Origin of the sequence: Faunimonas pinastri, assembly GCF_900110915.1 — a bacterium.
GTDB classification, from domain to species: Bacteria; Pseudomonadota; Alphaproteobacteria; order Rhizobiales; family Afifellaceae; genus Faunimonas; species Faunimonas pinastri.
Genome location: NZ_FOFG01000001.1, coordinates 401,928 through 421,856 on the forward strand (window position 1 = coordinate 401,928; position 19,929 = coordinate 421,856).

General features: G+C 66.1%; 18 protein-coding genes. 10 read left to right on the top strand and 8 right to left on the bottom strand.

Features of this window, described 5'->3' with window-relative positions:
• Nucleotides 1-21: 21 nt before the first annotated feature.
• From BMY25_RS01870 to BMY25_RS01880, 3 genes are read left to right on the top strand one after another with little or no spacing between them, the layout of a single operon-like run.
• A complete protein-coding gene (locus tag BMY25_RS01870) occupies nucleotides 22-1,089 on the top strand; it encodes an ABC transporter ATP-binding protein (RefSeq protein WP_092494879.1) in 1,068 nt (355 codons plus the stop codon).
• A complete protein-coding gene (locus tag BMY25_RS01875; protein WP_092494880.1) occupies nucleotides 1,082-1,963 on the top strand; it encodes an ABC transporter permease in 882 nt (293 codons plus the stop codon). The genes BMY25_RS01870 and BMY25_RS01875 overlap by 8 nt, the downstream gene beginning before the upstream one ends.
• Nucleotides 1,964-1,970: 7 nt before the next feature.
• Complete coding sequence (locus BMY25_RS01880) at nucleotides 1,971-2,906, top strand: ABC transporter permease (protein WP_092494881.1); 936 nt, start codon at nucleotides 1,971-1,973, stop codon at nucleotides 2,904-2,906.
• Between the two features lie 3 nt (nucleotides 2,907-2,909).
• On the opposite strand, the gene nagA is transcribed toward BMY25_RS01880, so the two are convergent.
• Genes nagA through BMY25_RS01900 form a run of 4 tightly spaced genes read right to left on the bottom strand, consistent with a single transcriptional unit; the run spans nucleotide 2,910 to nucleotide 6,770 of the window.
• Nucleotides 2,910-4,061: an N-acetylglucosamine-6-phosphate deacetylase gene (gene nagA, locus BMY25_RS01885; RefSeq protein ID WP_428976932.1), complete on the bottom strand. Its 1,152-nt coding sequence runs from the start codon at nucleotides 4,059-4,061 to the stop codon at nucleotides 2,910-2,912.
• 14 nt (nucleotides 4,062-4,075) lie between these two features.
• Nucleotides 4,076-5,110, bottom strand: coding sequence for an SIS domain-containing protein (locus tag BMY25_RS01890; RefSeq protein WP_238858093.1), 1,035 nt, complete (start codon nucleotides 5,108-5,110; stop codon nucleotides 4,076-4,078).
• Nucleotides 5,107-5,889: a GntR family transcriptional regulator gene (locus tag BMY25_RS01895; protein WP_238858094.1), complete on the bottom strand. Its 783-nt coding sequence runs from the start codon at nucleotides 5,887-5,889 to the stop codon at nucleotides 5,107-5,109. The genes BMY25_RS01890 and BMY25_RS01895 overlap by 4 nt, the downstream gene beginning before the upstream one ends.
• A complete protein-coding gene (locus tag BMY25_RS01900; protein ID WP_092494884.1) occupies nucleotides 5,886-6,770 on the bottom strand; it encodes a glucosamine kinase nucleotide-binding domain-containing protein in 885 nt (294 codons plus the stop codon). Before BMY25_RS01900 ends, BMY25_RS01895 begins: the two co-directional genes overlap by 4 nt.
• 401 nt (nucleotides 6,771-7,171) lie before the next feature.
• On the opposite strand from BMY25_RS01900, the gene BMY25_RS01905 reads away from it, so the two are divergent.
• From BMY25_RS01905 to BMY25_RS01925, 5 genes are all read left to right on the top strand, one after another.
• The gene (locus tag BMY25_RS01905) at nucleotides 7,172-8,446 is read left to right on the top strand and encodes an ABC transporter substrate-binding protein (RefSeq protein WP_092494885.1); all 1,275 of its coding nucleotides are present in this window, start codon (nucleotides 7,172-7,174) and stop codon (nucleotides 8,444-8,446) included.
• A gap of 125 nt (nucleotides 8,447-8,571) precedes the next feature.
• Nucleotides 8,572-9,504, top strand: coding sequence for a carbohydrate ABC transporter permease (locus BMY25_RS01910; RefSeq protein ID WP_092494886.1), 933 nt, complete (start codon nucleotides 8,572-8,574; stop codon nucleotides 9,502-9,504).
• A gap of 7 nt (nucleotides 9,505-9,511) precedes the next feature.
• Nucleotides 9,512-10,351 carry a carbohydrate ABC transporter permease gene (locus BMY25_RS01915; protein ID WP_092494887.1) on the top strand — a complete coding sequence of 280 codons (840 nt, stop codon included), beginning with the start codon at nucleotides 9,512-9,514 and terminating at the stop codon, nucleotides 10,349-10,351.
• Nucleotides 10,348-11,415 carry a Gfo/Idh/MocA family protein gene (locus BMY25_RS01920; RefSeq protein ID WP_092494888.1) on the top strand — a complete coding sequence of 356 codons (1,068 nt, stop codon included), beginning with the start codon at nucleotides 10,348-10,350 and terminating at the stop codon, nucleotides 11,413-11,415. The genes BMY25_RS01915 and BMY25_RS01920 overlap by 4 nt, the downstream gene beginning before the upstream one ends.
• A 25-nt stretch (nucleotides 11,416-11,440) precedes the next feature.
• Nucleotides 11,441-12,448 (top strand): ABC transporter ATP-binding protein, encoded by a 1,008-nt coding sequence (locus BMY25_RS01925; protein WP_092494889.1) that lies wholly within the window; start codon nucleotides 11,441-11,443, stop codon nucleotides 12,446-12,448.
• Nucleotides 12,449-12,541: 93 nt separating this feature from the next.
• On the opposite strand, the gene mdoH is transcribed toward BMY25_RS01925, so the two are convergent.
• Both mdoH and BMY25_RS01935 read right to left on the bottom strand, forming a co-directional pair.
• Nucleotides 12,542-14,758 carry a glucans biosynthesis glucosyltransferase MdoH gene (mdoH, locus tag BMY25_RS01930; protein WP_092494890.1) on the bottom strand — a complete coding sequence of 739 codons (2,217 nt, stop codon included), beginning with the start codon at nucleotides 14,756-14,758 and terminating at the stop codon, nucleotides 12,542-12,544.
• Nucleotides 14,755-16,314 (bottom strand): OpgD/OpgG family glucan biosynthesis protein, encoded by a 1,560-nt coding sequence (locus BMY25_RS01935; RefSeq protein WP_238858096.1) that lies wholly within the window; start codon nucleotides 16,312-16,314, stop codon nucleotides 14,755-14,757. Before BMY25_RS01935 ends, mdoH begins: the two co-directional genes overlap by 4 nt.
• Nucleotides 16,315-16,777: 463 nt before the next feature.
• On the opposite strand from BMY25_RS01935, the gene BMY25_RS01940 reads away from it, so the two are divergent.
• Complete coding sequence (locus BMY25_RS01940) at nucleotides 16,778-17,344, top strand: hypothetical protein (RefSeq protein ID WP_092494891.1); 567 nt, start codon at nucleotides 16,778-16,780, stop codon at nucleotides 17,342-17,344.
• Nucleotides 17,345-17,380: 36 nt separating this feature from the next.
• Here BMY25_RS01940 and BMY25_RS01945 read toward each other — a convergent pair whose 3' ends face one another.
• Nucleotides 17,381-18,286, bottom strand: coding sequence for a metallophosphoesterase family protein (locus BMY25_RS01945; RefSeq protein ID WP_092494892.1), 906 nt, complete (start codon nucleotides 18,284-18,286; stop codon nucleotides 17,381-17,383).
• 97 nt (nucleotides 18,287-18,383) lie between these two features.
• Between BMY25_RS01945 and BMY25_RS01950 the strand changes: the two genes are divergently transcribed.
• Complete coding sequence (locus BMY25_RS01950; RefSeq protein ID WP_238858097.1) at nucleotides 18,384-18,863, top strand: NUDIX domain-containing protein; 480 nt, start codon at nucleotides 18,384-18,386, stop codon at nucleotides 18,861-18,863.
• A 55-nt stretch (nucleotides 18,864-18,918) separates the two neighbouring features.
• Here BMY25_RS01950 and BMY25_RS01955 read toward each other — a convergent pair whose 3' ends face one another.
• Nucleotides 18,919-19,920 (bottom strand): glutathione S-transferase family protein, encoded by a 1,002-nt coding sequence (locus BMY25_RS01955; protein ID WP_092494893.1) that lies wholly within the window; start codon nucleotides 19,918-19,920, stop codon nucleotides 18,919-18,921.
• Nucleotides 19,921-19,929 lie beyond the last annotated feature (9 nt).

The following is a 19,929-nucleotide window of genomic DNA, read 5'->3' on the forward strand; positions in this document are numbered from 1 at the left end:
ACCGCCGATGAGCCCCCCTCTATGAGTCAGGGAGTCACGCTCGACCGCGTTTCCATGCGCTTCGGGTCTTTCACGGCCGTGGACGACGTCAGCCTCGATATCCGGCCGGGTGAGTTCTTCAGCTTTCTCGGCCCGTCCGGCTGCGGCAAGACCACGATCCTGCGGCTGATCTCCGGCTTCAGCGAACCCACCTCGGGGCAGGTGCTGATCGGCGGCAAGGATATGCGCGGCGTCGGGGCGAACAAGCGCCCGACCGCGATGATCTTCCAGAACCTCGCGCTCTTTCCGCTGATGAGCGTGGCCGAGAACATCGCCTTCGGGCTGGAGGTGCGCGGCCTCTCCAGGACGGAGCGCCGGCGCAAGGCGGATGAACTCCTCGACCTGATCGCGCTGCCCGGAATCGGCGACCGGGCGGTGGCGGAACTCTCCGGCGGCCAGCGGCAGCGCGTGGCGATCGCCCGGGCGCTGGCCGTGGAGCCGACGGTGCTGCTGCTCGACGAGCCGCTTTCCGCGCTCGACCTCAAGCTGCGCCAGCACATGCGGACCGAACTTCGCGCCATCCAGAAGCGGACGGGCGTGACCTTCATCTACATCACCCACGACCAGGGCGAGGCGCTGACCATGTCGGACCGCGTCGCGGTGATGAGCCAGGGGCGGATCGAGCAGGTCGGCGCGCCGCAGGAGATCTACGAGAGCCCGGAAACGGCATTCGCCGCGGGCTTCGTCGGCGAGACGAACGCCTTTCCCGGCATCGTCCATGCCGCCGACAGCGAGATGGCGGTGATCGATACGAAGCTCGGTCAGCTCCGGGCGCGCAACTGCGCCGGGCTGTCCGGCGGGGAGGCGGCGGTCGTCTTCGTGCGGCCGGAGCGACTGCTTCCGGCCGACGACGGCATCCTCGTCCGCGTGCGCGAGAAGACCTTCGAGGGCTCCTTCATCCGTGTCGTCGGCGAGGGGCAGGACGGCGTGCCTGTCGTGGCGCAGATCACCAATGCGGGAGACCTGCCGGATCTCCGGATCGGTTCCGAGACGCGGCTTCGCTTCCATCCTCGGCAGGCGGTTGCGCTGAGGCCCGCGCCCCATGGCTGAACTCAGCCGTCGGCTTGGTGGCCCGATCGCGGCTCTTGCCGTCGCGGCGGTGGCGATCTGGCTGGTGCTGCTGGTGGCGCTGCCGGACCTCCTGATGATCGACTATTCGCTGCGGCCCAACCTGCCGCCGTCCGAGATCGGCGGACCGCAGGATGTGCACAGCCTTGCCAATTACGCGGTGCTCTGGTCCAACAAGATCCATCTCGGCATCTTCTTCCGCACCATCTGGGCAAGTTCTCTCGTCACGGTGATCACGCTGGTGGTCTGCTATCCCGTGGCCTTCTATCTCGCCAAGGTGGCGAAGCCGTCCAATGCGGCGCTGCTGGTTCTGCTGCTGATCATCCCGTTCTGGATCAACGAGATCCTGCGCACCTTCGCCTGGTACATCGTGCTCGCCTATAACGGACCGCTCAACCGCGTGCTCACCGGCCTGGGCATCATGGCGAGGCCGATCCGCTGGTATGGGACGGCGGGCGTGATGGTCGGCATGGTCTACGCCTACATCCTCTTCATGGTCTTCCCGCTGACCAACGCGATGGAAAGCCTCGACCGCAACCAGATCGACGCGGCGCGCGACCTTGGCGCCTCGCGCTGGCGCATTCATCGCCGCATCGTCATCCCGCATGCCAAGCCCGGCATCGCCACGGGTTGCGTCATGACCTTCATGCTCGCGGCGGGCTCCTACGCCGTGCCTTCGCTGCTGGGCTCGCCCAGCAGCCGCTGGTTCACCGAGATCATCTACAACTGGTTCTTCGAGGGCGGGAACTGGAACCTCGGGGCGGCCTACGCCTTCCTGCTGCTCCTTCTCTGCATCGTCTTCATCGCGGTCATGATGCGGCTCTTCCGCGTCAGCCTCGCCGATATCGCCAGATGAGCGTGCGATGACCGGAAACCGCTTCTCCGCGATCCTGCTCAGGGCCTATCTGGTCCTGTTCTTCCTCTATCTCTTCGTGCCGCTCGCGATCATGGGCGCGGCGACCTTCAACGACAGCCGTTTTCCCACCGTCATGCCTTGGCAGGGCACCACGCTGAAATGGTTCGACGCGCTCTGGGCCGATGGCCAGATGTGGAACGCGCTGGGCATCACCGTCGTGATCGGCCTTCTCGTCGTCCTGATCTCGGTGCCGATCGGGCTCGCGGCGGCGCTGCTGCTCGGCTCGCTGCATGCGCGGGCACGGAGCTTTCTCTACGCGCTGATGATCTCGCCGTTGCTGACCCCCGGCGTGATCATCGGCATTTCCACGCTGGTCTTCTGGCGGCGCTTCGATGTGCCCGGCGGCATCGGCCTCAGCGTGCTCGCCCAGTCCAGCTACATCGCCGCCTATGTCATGCTGATGGTGACGGCCCGGCTGCAGCGCTTCGACCGCTCGCTGGAGGAGGCGGCGCTGGACCTGGGGGCCAGCCACATCCAGACATTCCGCCGGATCACGCTGCCCTATCTCCGGCCGGCGCTGATCGCGGCCGCCTTCATCGCCTTTCTGCAGAGCTTCGAGAACTACAACACGACGCTCTTCGTGCGCGGCATCCGGCAGACCCTGACGATCTATATCGCCACGAAGGTCCGCACCGGCGTGACACCGGCGGTGAATGCGCTGGGGCTCGTGCTGATCGCGGTCACGGTCGTGGGCGCCGCCGTCTACGAGATCCTGCGTCGTCGCCAGCTCCGCGTCGACGCCGCCCGGGCAAGCCGGGCGGCGGAGATGGAGGCCCAAATGCAGGCCGGGGGCATTCCCACCCGAACGGCCGCCGACGAGCTTGGCGCCGGGGCGGTTCCGGTCGCGCTGATGGGCGCGACGGGTGCCCCGGAAGGGCGCTGACCCTTAGAAGCGCTGTTCTTCGCCGCCGATCCAGACCTTGCCGACATCGCGCGCATCCGTGATGTGGACGATATCGGCGCGGCTGCCCGGCCGCAGGCAGCCATGATCGCCGTCGATGCCCAGGAATTCGGCGGGATAGAGCGAGGCCATGCGGATCGCTTCCTCGAAGGACTGGCCGAGCCGGTCGGCGGTGAAGCGGACTGCGCTCATCATGTCGAGGTCGGAGCCCGCAAGCGTGCCGTTGTCCAGCGTCAGCCGTCCGTCCTTGCGATAGACCGTGCGGCCGTTCAGCTCGAAAGTCTGCGCCTCGGAGCCGACCGTCGACATTGCGTCGGTGACGAGGAAGAGCTTGCCCGGCCCCTTCTTGGCGCGGATCGCGACTTCCAGCGCGACGGGGTCGACGTGGAAGCCGTCGGCGATGATGCCGCCCCAGAGCTCGCCGGAATTCAGCGCCGCGCCGACCACGCCGGGCGCGCGATGGCCGAGCTGGCTCATGGCGTTGAAGAGGTGCGTGACGCTGCGGGCACCGGCTTTCTGCGCTTCCAGCACGGTCGCGCAATCGGCATCCGTGTGACCGATGCTGACGATCACGCCATCCGCCGTGAGCCGACGGATCGCTTCCGGCGGCACGGTTTCCGCCGCCACCGTCAGGAGCACGATGCCGATGCCGGTCTTGCCGACGAGGTCGAAATCGCCGGGTCCCATCGGGCGGATCAGGTCCTCGCGATGCGTGCCCTTGCGGGCGCGGGCGAGGAACGGGCCTTCGATATGAATGCCCAGGCAGCCGGCCACGTTGGCGGCGATCGCCTCGCGCACGGCGCGGACCGCGTCGGCGGTCACTTCCGGCACGTCGGTGATCACGGTCGGCAGCAGCGCCGTCGTGCCGAAGCGGGCATGCGCGTGGCAGAGGGTGCGTACGCCTTCCACGCTGCGGTCGGCGTTCAGGAGCGCGCCGCCGCCGCCATTCACCTGCAGGTCGATGAAGCCGGGCGCGATCAGCCCGCCGGAAAGCGCGATGCGCTCCGCCCCGGCTGGAATGCCGCTCGCCGGGACGATGGAGGCGACGCGGCCGTTCTCCACCAGCAGGGCGGAACCGGAATGCCGCGTCTCTCCGTCGAAGATATCGGCACCGGTCAGGGCGAAGGAAGGGGGCAGGGACGAGGGCGTGCTCATAGAGTCTCCGTCACCTTCTTGAGGTGGCGCGGCTTGTCGGGATTGAAGCCGCGCTGCACGGCGACCTGCTCGACGAAGCGGTAGAAGGAGAGGATCGTCGCCAGCGGATCGGTGAGCGGATGGCCGGTGCTGGCCACTGGCAGGCGGATGCCGGCACCCGGCCTGGCGGAAGCGGCGAAGACCTTCGCGCCGCGCGCCGCGAGTTCCGCCACGACCTTTTCCATGCCCTCGCTTGCGGCGTCCTGCGGGATCAGCGCCAGCACGGGGAAGGAACCGTCGACCAGCGAAACCGGGCCGTGCTGCACTTCCGCGCCGCTATAGGCTTCGGCGTGGAGGATCGCGGTCTCCTTGAACTTCAGCGCCGCTTCCGATGCCATGGCAAAGCTCGGGCCGCGACCGAGCACGTAGAGGGATTCTGCGGCCACGAAGGTTTCCAGCGCGCCCGACCAGTCGCAGCTCAGCGCCTCGTCCAGCGCGTCCGGCAGGTGCTGCAGCGCCGCCTTCAGCACCTCGTCCTCGTTCCAGGCGGCCAGCACGGCGAGCGCGGCAACGGCGGAGGTGATGAAGCTCTTGGTCGCGGCGACGCTGAGTTCCGGCCCGGCGCGAAGCGGCACCACCTGCGAGCAGGACGTGGCGAGCGGCGAATCCTCGACATTCACCAGCGCCACCGTATCCGCCCCGCCGGCGGCGGCGCGCGCCACCAGCGACAGGAGGTCCGGGCTCTTGCCCGACTGCGAGATCGCCAGCGCGGCGGCGCCGGCGAGCCGGAGCGGCGCGTCGTAGACGGAGGCGACGGACGGGCCGATGGAGGCGACCGGCGTGCCCCGGCTGATCTCGCAGACATATTTGAAGAACGTCGCGGCATGGTCGGAAGAGCCGCGCGCCACCGTGATAACCACCGGCGGATCGAGCCGGCGCAGCGCCGCGCCCGTTGCCTCGATAGCCTCGGTCGACTGGCTGAGCAGGCGGCGGACCGCCTCCGGAGCCTCGTCGATCTCAAGGCGCATGCGCGTCGTCTCTGGGGCGCTCATTCTGCGTTCAACTCCTCGGAAAGCGTGAGTTCGGCGACGAAATCATAGGCGTCGCCACGATAGCTGGATCGGGTGAATTCCACGATGGCCCCGTCCTGAAGATAGGCTACGCGCTCGATGCTGAGCGCGGCGGAGCCGGCCGGCACGCCAAGAAGCGCCGCATCGTCGGCGCTCAAATTCTCTGCCCTGAGCCTCTGCAAGGCGCGCACGGGGCGAAAGCCGCGCTGCTGCAGCGTCTCGTAGAGCGAAGCGCCGATGGATTCCGGGTCGGGCAGCACGCGTGCGGGCAGGGTGGCTCGCTCCACCGCCATGGGCAGGCCGTCCGCCAGGCGCAGGCGATGAATGCGCGTCACCTGTTCCTTGGGGGAAATGCCGAGCACCAGCATCTCGTTCGGCGTCGGCGGGGCGACGGAGCGTTCCAGCCATTCCGTCGTCGGGCGGCGGCCGCGGATCTGCATGTCGCGGGAAAAGGAGGTGAGGCGGGACAAGGGCTGCTGAACCCGCTCTGTCCGGGGGGTGACGAAGGTGCCGGAGCCGTGCCGCTGTTGCAGCAGGCCTTCGGCTACCAGACCCTCCAGCGCCCGCCGGATGGTCACGCGGGAAACGCCGAGCTGGACCGCCATTTCCCGTTCCGGCGGCAACGCGTCCTCGGCCTTCAGCCGGCCGTCCTCGACGGCGCGCCGGATACGACCACGCAGCCGCAGGTAAAGCGGCCCGTTTTCCCCGCCGATGGCATGGATTTCGTCGGGGTGGATCCAGTGCGGGCCGGGCCGGTTCACGGGGTGAAATCCTCCCGAAGCGCGGTACGGGCGAGTTCGATCGCGCCCTCCATAGCATCGGCGACCGGCTCGCTCACCCGCTCCAGCAGGTCGGGACGGAGGAAGCGTCGGTAATGGGGCGCAAGGCCGCCCATCAGCGCGACGCGGGGCGCGCCGAGGGCGAAGACGCGGTCCAGCGTAAGCTCGATCGTCGCGAGGCCCTCCCGCAGGATCGCCAGCGCGGCGGGGTCGCACGCTTCGATATGCTCCACGAGGAGCGGGCCGAACGTGCCGTAGTCGCGCGGCAAAGCGGAAGCGGCAAAGCGCACCATACGTTCGGGGTCACCCTCGAAGCGGTCCAGCAGGGCGCGGAGGAACGGCGTCGCGGGAACGATGGCGTCGAGTGCGAGCAGGGCATCGGCCATGGCGCGGCGACCGAGCCATGCTCCGCTGCCGTGATCGGAAATCTGCGAGCCCCAGCCGCCGAGCGAGGTGAAGCGGTCGCCCGTCTTGACGACATAGGCCGTCCCGGTGCCGAGGATCGCGATCGCCCCGTCCGCACCGGCATGGGCGCCACGGCAGGCGACGAAGGCGTCGCTCTCGATTGCCACGGCGCGAAAGGGAAAGTCGAGGCTGCGGAAACTTTCGGCAAACCCGGGCACGTTGGCGCCGGCGAGACCCAGGCCGACGACGCAGGCGGCAAGATCGTCGGCCCTCCGCCCGCCAGCCGCGAGCGCCCGGGTGACGGCCGCCAGCACGCTGTCGCGCGCCAGTTCCTGTCCGGCCAGGATGTTCGCCGTGCCGGAGGAGGCTTCACCGACAAGGGGGCCGTCGGCCAGGCGCACGCGCGCCCGGCAGTTCGTGCCGCCCCCATCCACACCGACCAGGAAAACAGGTCCCATGCGCCTCACCGGATTAATACCAATACAATACCGCTTTGATGAGGAGACGGCAACCGCATCTCCCAAGGGATTGAGAAACAGTTGGAAGGTCGGCTTCTGGCAAGGTGTATTTCAGCCTCAGGGTGATTTGACCACGATTTCTGCGCGGAAAAGTGCATTGCTGTCCACGTGGGCACCGAGGCCTTGACGATTTGGTATTGTGTTGGCATCGTTCGCTTCGAAGCCCGATCAGAGCGGGCTCGGGATGCCGCTCACGAGTGGCCGACGGATGCGGGCAGGGAGAGCGCGCAGGCTGGCGGTGCCGGCATCTGGTGGGGATGTTCGCGCCATGTGTGCGGGCAGGGGCATCGCGCCCCGTGAGACTTGGAGAGGGCCCCGCGAGGGGATCAGGAGGATCACTGATGACGAAGACTTATCTGAAAGCGTCGCTGGCGAGCGTCGCCGTTCTCGCCTCGCTGGCGAGCTTCGCCTCCGCCGGGGCGGAAACGGTCACGCTGAACATCGAGAGCTGGCGCAACGACGACCTGCAGATCTGGAACGAGAAGATCATCCCGGCCTTCGAGAAGGCCAATCCGGACATCCACCTCGTCTTCCAGCCGACGGCGCCGACCGAGTACAACGCCGCGTTGAACGCCAAGCTTTCTGCCGGCACCGCCGGCGACATCATCACCTGCCGCCCGTTCGACGCCTCGCTGGACCTCTTCAAGAAGAACCAGCTGACCTCGCTGAACGACCTGTCGGGCATCGACAAGAACTTCAGCGAAATCGCCAAGGCGGCCTGGAGCACCGACGACGGCAAGACGACCTTCTGCGTGCCGGTCGCGTCCGTGCTGCACGGCTTCATCTACAACAAGGACGCCTTCGACAAGCTGAAGCTCACCCCGCCCAAGACGGTGGCGGAGTTCTACCAGGTGCTCGACAAGATCAAGGCCGACGGCACCTACATCCCGATGGCCATGGGCACCAAGGACCAGTGGGAAGCCGCGACCATGGGCTACCAGAATATCGGTCCGACCTACTGGAAGGGCGAAGAGGGCCGCAAGGCGCTGGTCGCCGGCAAGGAAAAGCTGACGGATCCGGAGTGGGTGAAGCCGCTTCAGGAACTGGCGAAGTGGAAGGACTATCTGGGCGACGGCTATCAGGCGCAGGCCTATCCGGACAGCCAGAACCTCTTCACCCTCGGCCGCGCCGCGATCTATCCCGCCGGCTCGTGGGAGATCTCGCAGTTCAAGTCGCAGGCTGATTTCAAGATGGGCGCGTTCCCGCCGCCGGTCGAGAAGGAAGGCGACACCTGCTACATCTCCGACCATCCCGATCTCGGCATGGGCATGAACGCCAAGACGGCGCACCCGGACGCGGTGAAGAAGTTCCTGGCCTGGCTCGCCACGCCTGACTTCGCCACCATCTATTCCAACGCGCTGCCGGGCTTCTTCTCGCTGCAGAGCGCGAAGATCGACGTGAAGGACCCGCTTGCCCAAGAGTTCCTTTCCTGGCGCGGCAAGTGCAAGTCGACGATCCGGTCCACGTACCAGATCCTGTCGCGCGGCACGCCGAACCTTGAAAACGAGACCTGGGTCGCCACGGCCAACGTGATCAACGGCACGCAGACCCCCGAGGAAGCCGCCAAGCACCTGCAGGACGGTCTCGACAGCTGGTACAAGCCCGACCAGAAGTAACGTCGCGTCTCCGGTGCCGGGTCGCCTCGCGTGGCCCGGCATCTTTCTTGCAGCGGGTCCGGCAATCGCCCGGCCCGGCATCATGCGCCCGGAACGGGCGCGGGAAGCGAACCCGGGAACCAGTCATGTCCGACATCCAGGTGGCGCGCAGGCAGCGACGCTGGCACATCGCCGTTTTCCTGTTGCCGGCGCTGATCGTCTACACCGCGATCATGATCGTCCCGCTGGCGCAGACGCTGAACCTGTCGCTCTTCCATAACGATGCGCAAAATGCGGTTCATTTCGTCGGTATCGAGAATTTCCGCACGCTCTTCGTCGAGCCGCGCTGGGCGGCGCAGTTCTGGAATGCGCTGCGCAACAATTTCGTCTTCTTCCTGATCCACATGGTCGTGCAGAACCCGATCGGCATCGCGCTGGCGGCGCTCCTGTCTATCCCGAGGCTGCCGGGCCGGGCCTTCTATCGCACTGCCTTCTTCGTCCCCACCATGCTGTCCTTCGTTATCGTCGGCTTTGCCTGGAAGCTGATCCTGTCGCCGATCTGGGGCGTCACGCCGTCGATCCTGGGTGCGGTGCATCTCAAGTGGCTCTTCGCACCGTGGCTGGGCAAGGAGAGCTCGGCCTTGATCACGGTCGCGCTGATCTCCGTCTGGCAGTTCGTCGGCATTCCGATGATGCTGATCTACGCGGCCCTGCTCGGCATCCCCGACGAGGTGATCGAGGCGGCGGAGATGGACGGCGTCGTCGGCCCGTCGCAGTTCTGGAAAATCAAGCTGCCGCTGATCCTGCCGACGATCGGCATCGTCTCGGTGCTGACCTTCGTCGGCAATTTCAACGCCTTCGACCTGATCTATTCGGCGCAGGGCGCGCTGGCCGGCCCGAACTTCTCCACCGACATTCTGGGCACGTTCCTCTACCGGACGTTCTTCGGCTTCCAGCTGCAGCTCGGCGACCATTATATGGGCGCCACCATCGCCACGGTGATGTTCTTCATCATCCTCGCCGGTGTCTGCGCCTATCTATTCCTGATCCAGAAGCGCATGCGGCGCTACCAGTTCTGAGGGCGCGATGAGACCTGCACGTTCCTCCCCCGCCCGCACCGGCCTCGTCCATCTCGCGTTGATCGTCTGGACGATCGTCGCGCTCTCGCCGGTCATCCTGATCCTGATGAATTCGTTCAAGAGCCGGGCCGGGATCTTCCGCGAGCCGCTGATGCCTCCCACCGGCAGCACCTTCAGCATGATCGGCTACCAGACCGTGCTCGGAGAGGGGCACTTCATCCGCTATTTCGGCAACAGCCTGATCGTGACGCTGGTGTCGATCTTCTTCGTGCTGCTGTTCGGGGCGATGGCGGCCTTCGCGCTGTCGGAATACCGCTTCCGACTCAACACGGCGCTCGGCCTCTTCCTGGCGCTCGGCATCATGATCCCGATCCGGCTTGGCACCATCGGCATCCTGCAGATGATGGCGGCGAGCGGTCTCGTCGACACGCATCTGGCGCTGATCCTGGTCTATACGGCGCAGGGCATTCCGCTTGCCGTCTTCATCCTCGCGGAGTTCATGCAGCAGGTTTCCGCCGACCTGAAGAACGCCGCGCGCATCGACGGGCTTTCGGAATACACGATCTTCTTCCGGCTGGTGCTGCCGCTCGTTCGCCCGGCCATGGCGACGGTGGCCGTGTTCACCATGATCCCGATCTGGAACGACCTCTGGTTCCCGCTGATCCTCGCGCCCGGCGAATCCACCCGCACGGTCACCCTCGGCGCCCAGCTCTTCCTCGGCCAGTTCGTGACCAACTGGAACGCCGTCCTGTCGGCGCTTTCGCTGGCGATCCTGCCGGTGCTGATCCTCTACTTCATCTTCTCGCGGCAACTGATCCGCGGCATCACCGCCGGAGCTGTCAAATGAGCGGGGACGCGCCGGAGGCGCCGCTCCGGGTCGGGATCATCGGCCTCGGCCAGATGGGCAGGTCGCACGCGCTGGCCTACCACGCCAATCCGGGCTTCGAGATCGTGGCCATGGCGAACCGGTCGGCGCCGGATCTGCCGGGGGATCTGCGAGCCTATCCGCTCTCCACCGACGTGGACGCCGTTTTCGCGGCGAAACCGGACCTCGTTTCCGTCAATACCTACTCCGACGCCCATGCCGATCTCGCGATCCGCGCGATGGAGCAGGGGGCGCATGTCTTCGTGGAAAAGCCGTTGGCGCCCAATGTCGCCGATGCGCGCCGCGTCGTGGATTGCGCCAGGGCGACCGGGCGCAAGCTCGTGATCGGCTATATCCTGCGCCACCATCCGTCGTGGATCGAGTTCATCGCCCGCGCGCGGGCGCTCGGTGGCCCCTATGTTTTCCGCATGAATCTGAACCAGCAATCGTCCGGCCCCGCCTGGGAGATCCACAAGCGGCTGATGGAGGCGACCTCGCCCGTCGTGGATTGCGGGGTGCATTATCTCGACGTCATGTGCCAGATTACCGATGCGCGGCCGGTCCAGGTGCGCGGCATGGGCGTGCGGCTTTCCGACGAGATCGGGCCGGACATGGTGAATTACGGCCATCTGCAGGTGCTCTTCGACGATGGCTCCGTCGGCTGGTACGAGGCGGGATGGGGGCCGATGATCTCGGAAACCGCCTTCTTCGTGAAGGACGTGATGAGCCCGGCCGGCTGCGTGTCCATCGTCATGGACGAGGGCGCGGCATCCGCCGATATCGACACGCATACCAGGACGGCGCGCATCCGTATCCATTCCGCCGAGCGGGGCGCCGATGGCCGCTTCGCCGAGGCGGACCGTTTCGTGTCCATGGAAGGCGAACCCGGCCATCAGGATCTCTGCGACCGCGAGCAGGCTTTCGTGCTGAAGGCGATCCGCGAGGACATGGACCTGACGCGCCACATGGAAGACGCCGTACGTTCGCTGGAAATCGCCCTCGCCGCCGACCGCGGCATGCGCGAAAACCGCGCTATCGACCTTTAGACATGAGACCACCCGGAGACGCATAGTGGCATCACTCGCCCTGGAAAAAGTGACGAAATCCTTCGGCAAGACCGATGTGATCAAGGGCGTCGACCTCGATGTCCGGGAAGGCGAGTTCATCGTCTTCGTCGGCCCCTCCGGCTGTGGAAAGTCCACGCTGCTGCGGATCATCGCCGGGCTTGAGGACCAGACCTCCGGTCATGTCCGCATCGGCGACCAGGTCGTTGACGCCGTGCCGCCGGCCAAGCGTGGCATCGCCATGGTGTTCCAGTCCTACGCGCTCTACCCGCATCTCAATGTGCGCGGGAACATGGGGCTGGCGCTGAAGCAGGAAGGGATCCCGAAGGCCGAGATCGAGGCGAGGATCAAGAAAGCCGCCGACATTCTGGCGCTCGACGCTTTGCTCGATCGGCGGCCGTCCGAGCTTTCCGGCGGCCAGCGCCAGCGCGTCGCCATCGGTCGCGCCATCGTGCGCCAGCCCAAGCTCTTCCTCTTCGACGAGCCGCTCTCCAACCTCGACGCGGCGCTGCGCGTCAACACCCGCATCGAGATCGCCAAGCTGCACCGTCTGCTCGGCGCCACGCTGGTTTACGTCACGCACGACCAGACGGAGGCGATGACGCTGGCCGACAGGATCGTGGTCCTCAATGGCGGCCGGATCGAGCAGGTCGGCTCGCCCATGGAGCTTTACAAGAATCCCGCCAACCTTTTCGTCGCCGGGTTCATCGGCTCGCCCAAGATGAATTTCATCGGGGGCGCGATCGCGGCCGAACATGGCGCGCAAACGCTGGGCATACGGCCGGAGAACCTGGAAATCGCCGCCGACGGACCTTGGAGCGCCATGGTGAGCCATGTCGAGCATCTCGGCTCCGACACCTATGTCTATGTGGAAATGGCCGAACATGGCCTGATCGCCGCGCGCATCGTCGGCGAGGCGCTGCATCAGCCGGGCGAGATGGTCCGGCTGAAGCCAGTGCCGGAATTCCTGCACCTTTTCGATGAAAACGGGCTCGCGCTTCCCCGGCCAGCCTGATCCCGGCAGTCGGAGAGGTAGCCTCACCGGGAAACCTCAGGGGGGCAGCGACATGCGACAAAAAAGGCCGCCCCGGGGGCGGCCTTTTCTCATTCAGGCTTGCGCCGCGGTGACGACCGAACTCGGGCCGATTTCCGCGGAAGGGGCCGGGGAAACCGGGTGCGGCAACGCTTCGCCCGCGGTCGCATTGTGGCTCCTGCCGTCGCGGGGCAATGCGGAAAGCTGCTCCACGAGGATGCGGCTCGAAGCGATATGCAGCCGCTCCTTGCGATGCAGCCAGCCAAGCACCTCTTCCAGATCGTTGCCCTCGCGGATTTTTTCCGCCGCTGTCAGGTAGTCGGCTTCCGGTTCTCCGCGCTTGCGGGGCGGGGCGGGGGTGCTGCGTTCGAAGTGCAGGTTGCGGGAGGTTTCGTCCGTCGCGATCGCCGCGATGGCGTCCACCGGCAGGGGAGGGGCCTCCGCCTCCAGTTCCTCGCGCCGCGCGAAGATCGCGTCGGGAAACGCTTCCTCGGGAATACGCAGCAGCGTCAGGCGCCGCATCGCGCCGCCGAGGCGGGAACTGCCGCTGATCAGCGAAAGCGGGATGGAGAAGATCAACCCGAGCAGCACGGGGGAGAGCCAGGCCAGGATCGCGGGCGTCAGGAGCACGCAGACCAGCATCAGGAACACGCCGAACAGCGTGTGCCAGCGATGGTGGAACCAGGCTTCGCCCCAGCCGGTCTGCGCGTTTCGGCGCTGCGCCGACCAGCCGGAATCCCGCCCGGCGAGAATATCGATCACGTGGCGCGTATGGACCAGCATCATCACGGGCGCGTAGAGCGCGGACAGGATGATCTCGACGAGCACGCTGACGACAAGCCCGATGGGGCCGCCGGCGGCCCGGCGCAGGTCTCGGTGGAACATGGCCCGGACCATGCCGAAGATCTTCGGCAGGAAGAGCACCAGCATGGTCAGCATGAACAGCCGGATCATTCGCGCGGAATCGAAGCTCGGCCAGGTCGGGAAGAGCTGGAAGTTCGAGCTGAAATATTCCGGGCGGATGAACTGCGCCTGCGCCGACAGCGAGAGGCCGGCGATGATCAGCGCCAGCCAGAGCGGCGAGGCGAGATAGCTCATGATACCGGTGATGAAATGCATCCGGCTCGCCCACACGAAGCCGCGCGTCGGGATCACGCTGGCATGCTGCAGGTTGCCCTGCGCCCAGCGGCGGTCGCGGACCGCGACGTCGATCAGAGACGGGGGGCTTTCTTCCCAGGAGCCGAACAGGTCGTTCGCCATCTCCACGCGCCACCCGGCGCGCCGCATCAGCGCCGCCTCGACGAAATCGTGCGACATGATGGGGCCGCCGAAGGGCTTGCGTCCCGGCAGTTCCGGCAGGCCGCAGCAGGCAGCGAAGGCGGCGGTGCGGATGATCGCGTTATGGCCCCAGTAATTGCCGTCCGAGCCCGACCAGGACGCGAGCCCGCGCGCCACGATGGGCCCGTGGATGCGCCCAGCGAACTGCTGCATGCGGGCAAAGACGGAGGTGCCGCCGGCCAGCGCCGGAACGGTCTGGAGGATACCCAGCCGGGGGTCGGCTTCCATGCCGGCGGCCAGCGCGATCAGCGTTTCCGCCGTCATCAGGCTGTCGGCGTCGAGCACCAGCATATGGTCGTAGCGACCGCCCCACTGCTCGACGAAATCCTTGATGTTGCCGGCCTTTTTGGCCGTGTTGAACCAGCGGCGGCGGTACCAGACGGGCATGACGCCGGAAAGTTGTTCGGCCAGCCGGCCGACGGCGATGGTTTCGCGGATCCAGGAATCGGGATCGGTGGAATCGGACAGGATGACGATTTCGAAGGCATGGGCCACGCCCTTGGCCGCGATATCCTCCGCCATCGTGCGGAGCGTCGCTGTCGTGCGGATCGGGTCCTCATGGTAGACCGGCATGACCAGCGCGGTGCGGCTCTTCAGCCCTTCCGGCGGAAGTTCGCGCGACACGCGGCGCGGCGGCATCAAGGCTCCCGCCAGCGCGGTCGTGGCTGCCATCGCGATCCAGCCGAAGGTGATCGCGAAGAGGCCGGTCATGATCCATTCCAGGATCGTGATGCCGCCGGGCGAGACGACCTCGATCATCTCCTCGATGCCGTAGCCAAGGAGCAGGATCGCGCCGACGAAGGTGATCAGGCGGGCGATGGCGACGCGGCTGTCGATCGCGTCGAAGCGGACGCCCGCCGGAGCCTTTCGCAGCCTCTGGACAGGCATGTCCAGAGGTTCCCGTGCGGGCATCGCCATTCCTGGGCGGAATGTCAGCCCGGCGTCCTTGGTCATCTTTTGGTCCAGCGGTAGAGCCAGGTTTCGCTGATGGCCTTGTTGTCCGCCATCAGGCGAACGCGAAGCTCGGCAAGCGGCTTGTTGTCGTTGTCCAGTTCGAACGAGACCCTCAGCGTCTGGTCGTATGGATTGCTCTGCAGGACGGGGTTCAGGATCTTGCCGACCGAGGTCGTGACGTCGATCGAAACGCCCTGCGGGGACGCCGCATTCTTGCCGGCGAAATCGATCTGGAAAATCCGTCGCTTTCCGTCGATGGTCAGGCCGGCGCGGGTGGCGGCCACGGTCATGAGCTCCGGCGGCGGGTTAACCGTGTTCAGCCAGCGCGTGCGGTAGGAGAAGGTGAACGGACCGCCGGCGCCTACCGGATTGTTGGGCCGCCAGTAGGCCACAATGTTGTCGTGGATCTCCATCTGCGTGGGGATCTCGACGAGTTCCACGCGACCTTCCGCCCAGTCGCCGATCGGCTCGACCCAGAGGCTCGGTCGACGCTCGTAGCGGGCTTCGAGATCCTCGTAGTCCTGGAAGCGGCGGCTGCGCTGCATCAGGCCGAAACCGCGCGGGGATACGTCCTGGAAGGCGGAGATCTGAAGTTCCGCCGGGTTGGCCAGGGGCCGCCACAGCCACTCGCCCGCGCCGGTCTGCATTTGCAGGCCGTCGGAATCATGCACGGCGGTGCGGTAATCGTCGAAGCTGGCGCGGTAGGTGTCGTCGAACAGGAACATCGACGTCAGCGGCGCCATGCCGAAGCTGTTCAGCGCGCTGCGCGGATAGATGGCGGCTTCCACGTCCACGTTGGTTTCGTCGCCCGGGCGCACGGAGAAGCGGTAGGCGCCGGTCGTGGACGGGCTGTCCAGCAATGCATGGATGACCAGCACCGGCGAGTTGCCGGCCGGGCGCTCGATCCAGAAATGCGTGAAGGCCGGGAATTCCTCGCCCTCGGGCTCCGCCGTCTTGAGGGCGAGGCCGCGCGAGGAAAGTCCGTAGGTCTGGTTCTTGCCGACGGCGCGCATGTAGCTGGCGCCCTGGAACACCAGGAATTCGTCCCAGACATTCGGGTTGTTGATCTGGCTGCGCACCCGGAAGCCGGAAAAGGCAAGGTTCTGCGTGTCCGTCGGCTGCTTTACCGACGGGCCGAAGGTGAAGAGATTCGGCGAATACTGGATCGTCTGGGCCATGCCCTTCTCGACCAGCGAGATCTCGACCCGGTTCTTGAACATGAACCCTTCATGGAAGAGGTCGAGCTCGAAGGGGAGATTGTCACCGGCCCAGATGCGGGCTTCCGGCTTGAAGCGGATATCGCGATACTGGTCGTAGGAGAGATCGCCCAGGGCGTCCGGCAGCGTGCTGGCCGGGTCCTTGTAGGGCTGGGTGGAAAGTTGCTGGGCCTGCCGCAGCAACCACGCATGGTCGAACGGAACCGCCTGCCCGAGACCCACCTGGACCGGCGAGGGGGTCTGGGCGCGAGCCGATGTCACAGTCGCAAGCGTTCCGGCCGCGGCCAGACTCGCAACGCCCTGGACAAAGGTACGGCGATCCATCTGTCCGTCAGGCATCTTCGAGATTTCATCGCTCACGATCAGCTTACCCAATACAAGCACGTTACCCGGCTTCGCATGAATCGGTTCATGCGAACAGATTGCAATAGCCGTATGTATCCGAAAGTCATCAATCCTGGACTGAGACCGATCCGATACGCACAGCGTGTGTCTGGCTGGAAACGGTTAATTCTCCATGTCCAGGTCGCCCCCGCGGCTGGATCGTCGTGCCGAAACGTATATGGATGAATGGAGTTCCTGCCCCGCTCGACCTTCTTTGCTCTGGACGCTCTTTCTGGCCTCCAATTATGGCTGCGCGAGGACGCCCGCGTCCGCATCATTGTGTCGCAGCGGAATCTTCGCTCCCGCCCTTCGCCGTTTACCATAACGTCACGAAGGCACCCTTTCCGACGGATTGGCGCGTGAGCTCTGGTTAGCGAATTGCTAAGACATTGGCGGCAGCGCAACCGGTGGGACAGACGTGAGCGAGGGAGACGGCAAGACGGTCCGGGACCTTCATTCGGCGATCCGAGAGATCCGCATCGCCCAGGCGGAGCGTACCGACGCCGCCGTGGAACTGCGCGACGCCGAGCAGGCGCGGCTGGACCTCCTGGCCGAGGCGTTGCAATCCGTCGCCGACGACATTCCCGAAAACCTCGATCAGTTTTCCCTCGCGGTGCTGCCCGGCAACCCGCCACGCTTCTGGGTGGACGCCACGAGCTTCGTCATGCTGGCCCGCGACCGGCGTACCTATCGCTTCCTCCGCGACACCCGCCTTGGCCGTTCCATCCTGGTCGAAAGCCCCCAGATCGACGTGATCGCCGACGCCGTGACGGCCTACGTGGCCGAGCGGATCGTGGAGGGCGAGCAGGCGATCGCTGCCGGCTGGACGCCCTCCTTGCGAAAGGACGCTGTCGCCGCGCCCATCGTTGCTCCGGCAAAGCCGCAGGACATGCGCAGCGTCCTCTGGGGCTTCCTCGGCTTCGCGCTCGGTATCGTCGGCGGCATCCTGCTGCTGCTGGCTTTCGCCTGGATCACCGCGAGCTAGTTCTTCACGCCTCAGCGCACCGCTCGTCGCGCAGTTTCATCGGGCAATCGTGTAGCTCGATCGCACCGTTTCCTCGATCTCGCCCGCGCTGTTGTAGCCGCGATGGATCACGGTCACCTCGCAACCCCGCTTGCAACCGCCGATCTCATGAATGGCGTAGCCCCCCGCGCGCGGGCCGCCGATGGCCGGGCCGCTGCCGGCCGGCACGCCCACCACCGGGATAGGGCCGCGCGGGCCGGGAATCGCCGTCATGGAGCGGATATGCTCGTGCCCGTGGACGATCAGCTCGGCGCCGGTTTCCTCGATCATGGCGCGGAAGCGCTTGCCGTCGGTCAGCCGCCGCCAGGTGCTGCGGGGATCGATCAGCTTGGGCGGATGATGGATCAGCACGACGCGGAAAAGATCTTCCTCGCGCGCCTGCTCCAGCAGGATCCTGAGGCGATCCGTCTGCCCGCTTCCCACGCGGCCCGTCGCCATGAAGGGGGCGGAGGCCACGGCGGAAGACACGCCGATGATCGCGACGTCGCCCTTGCGGCGCATGAAGGGAAAGAGCGCCTCGTCGACGCGCACCGCGTCGTCTCCCAGCATGTAGGGCGCCCACAGGCGGCGGAAGCGGCGGCCGGCATTGGGAACATAGGCGTCATGGTTGCCGGGAATGACGGTGACGCGGTCGGGTTCGCCCAATTCGTCCAGCCAGCGACGCGCGGCGACGAATTCCTTGAGGAGCGCGATGTTGGTGAGATCGCCGGTGACGGCGATATGGTCCGGCGCCTGCGCCTCCATGTCGTCGACCAGCCGGTTCAGCGTTTCCGCCGTCATCGCGCGGGCCCGATTGCGGCGCCAGTTGGTATAGCCGATCGCGCGCTTCGACATCAGCTGCCGCCAGGTCGGCTTCGGGATCGGGCCAAGGTGAATGTCGGAAATCTGTGCAAGGCGAAACATGGCTGCCGGGTTAGAACGGGCTGGTCCCTGCCGCAACGTTTCGGTGGCATAGTTTGTTCATGTCGCCCTTCGGGTGCCAGGAGATCCGTTCCGTCCGATGCCCGTGGTTAGCCTCCCCTTTCTCCGTTCCGTGCTGAAACCGGGCCTCTTCGCCTATTGGCAGATGGTGCGCGGCATGACGCTGGGCGTGCGCGTGATGCTGATCGAGGAGGGGCAGGTCCTTCTGGTGAAGCATTCCTACATGCCGGGCTGGTATCTGCCGGGCGGCGGCGTGGAGCGCGGCGAGACCATCCACGATGCGGCGGCCCGCGAGATTCACGAGGAGGCGGGGGCGGTGCTGGGCGCGCCGCCGGCGCTTTTCGGCTTCTACTATAATGGCCGCATGCATCCACGCGACCACGTGGCGCTGCTGGTTGCCCGCGAGTGGACGCAGCCAGTGACGCCGAAGGTGCCGAACCGCGAGATCATCGCGCTGGATCGATTTCCGCTCGACGCGCTGCCGGCGGATGCGACGCCGGCCACCCGGCGCCGCATCGATGAGGTGCTGAACGGCAAGCCGCCCAGCCCGCTCTGGTAGAACCGCTCCGGCAGGCGCCCCCGGCAGAGGCCCCCGGCAGGCATCTGGGCCGAACTCAGGCCGCGATGGGACGGGGAATGCCTTCACCACGGAAGCGGTCGCGGTCGTGCGGCGCGTCCAGATGCATCTCCGGGCCGAGCGGCACGATCCGCGTCGGGTTGATGGTGGCGTGGCTGTAATAATAGTGCTGCTTGATGTGCTCGATACTCACCGTCTCCGCCACGCCCGGCACCTGATAGAGGTCGCGGAGATAGTTGGAGAGGTTCGGGAAGTCGGCGATCTGCTGCCGGTTGCACTTGAAGTGACCGAAATAGACGGGATCGAAGCGAAGCAGCGTGGTGAAGAGCCGCCAATCCGCCTCCGTCAGCCGCTCGCCCATCAGGAACCGGCCCTTTGAAAGCCGCTGCTCAAGCATGTCGAGCGTGCTGAACAGGCCGCGATAGGCCTCCTCATAGGCCTCCTGCGTGGTGGCGAACCCGGCCTTGTAGACCCCGTTATTGACGGTATCGTAGATGACCAGGTTGATCTCCTCGATGCCGGTCCGAAGCTCTTCCGGGTAGAAATCGAGCGACGCGTCGCCGAAAGCGTCGAACGCGGAATTCAGCATCCGGATGATCTCGGAGGATTCGTTGCTGACGATCGTCCCCCGCTCCTTGTCCCAGAGCACCGGAACGGTGACACGGCCCGTCATGTCGGGCAACGCGCGGAGATAGACGTCGTAGAGGTGGGGCGACCCGAAGAGGTGGTCGGGATGGCGCTCGCTGAACTCCCAGCCGTTTTCCAGCATGTGCGGCTCGACGACGGAAACGCCGATCGCGTCCTCCAGCTTCTTCAGGCTGCGGAAGATCAGGGTGCGATGCGCCCAGGGACAGGCCAGCGAAACGTAAAGATGGTAGCGGCCGGGCTCGGCCTTGAAGCCGCCCTCGCCGGAAGGGCCGGGCGAACCGTCGGCCGTCACCCAGTTGCGGAATTTCGCCGTGCTGCGCACGAAGCGGCCGCCCGACGCGGAGGTGTCGTACCATTGGTCGTGCCATACGCCGTCGACGAGCAGGCCCATTGTCTTCTC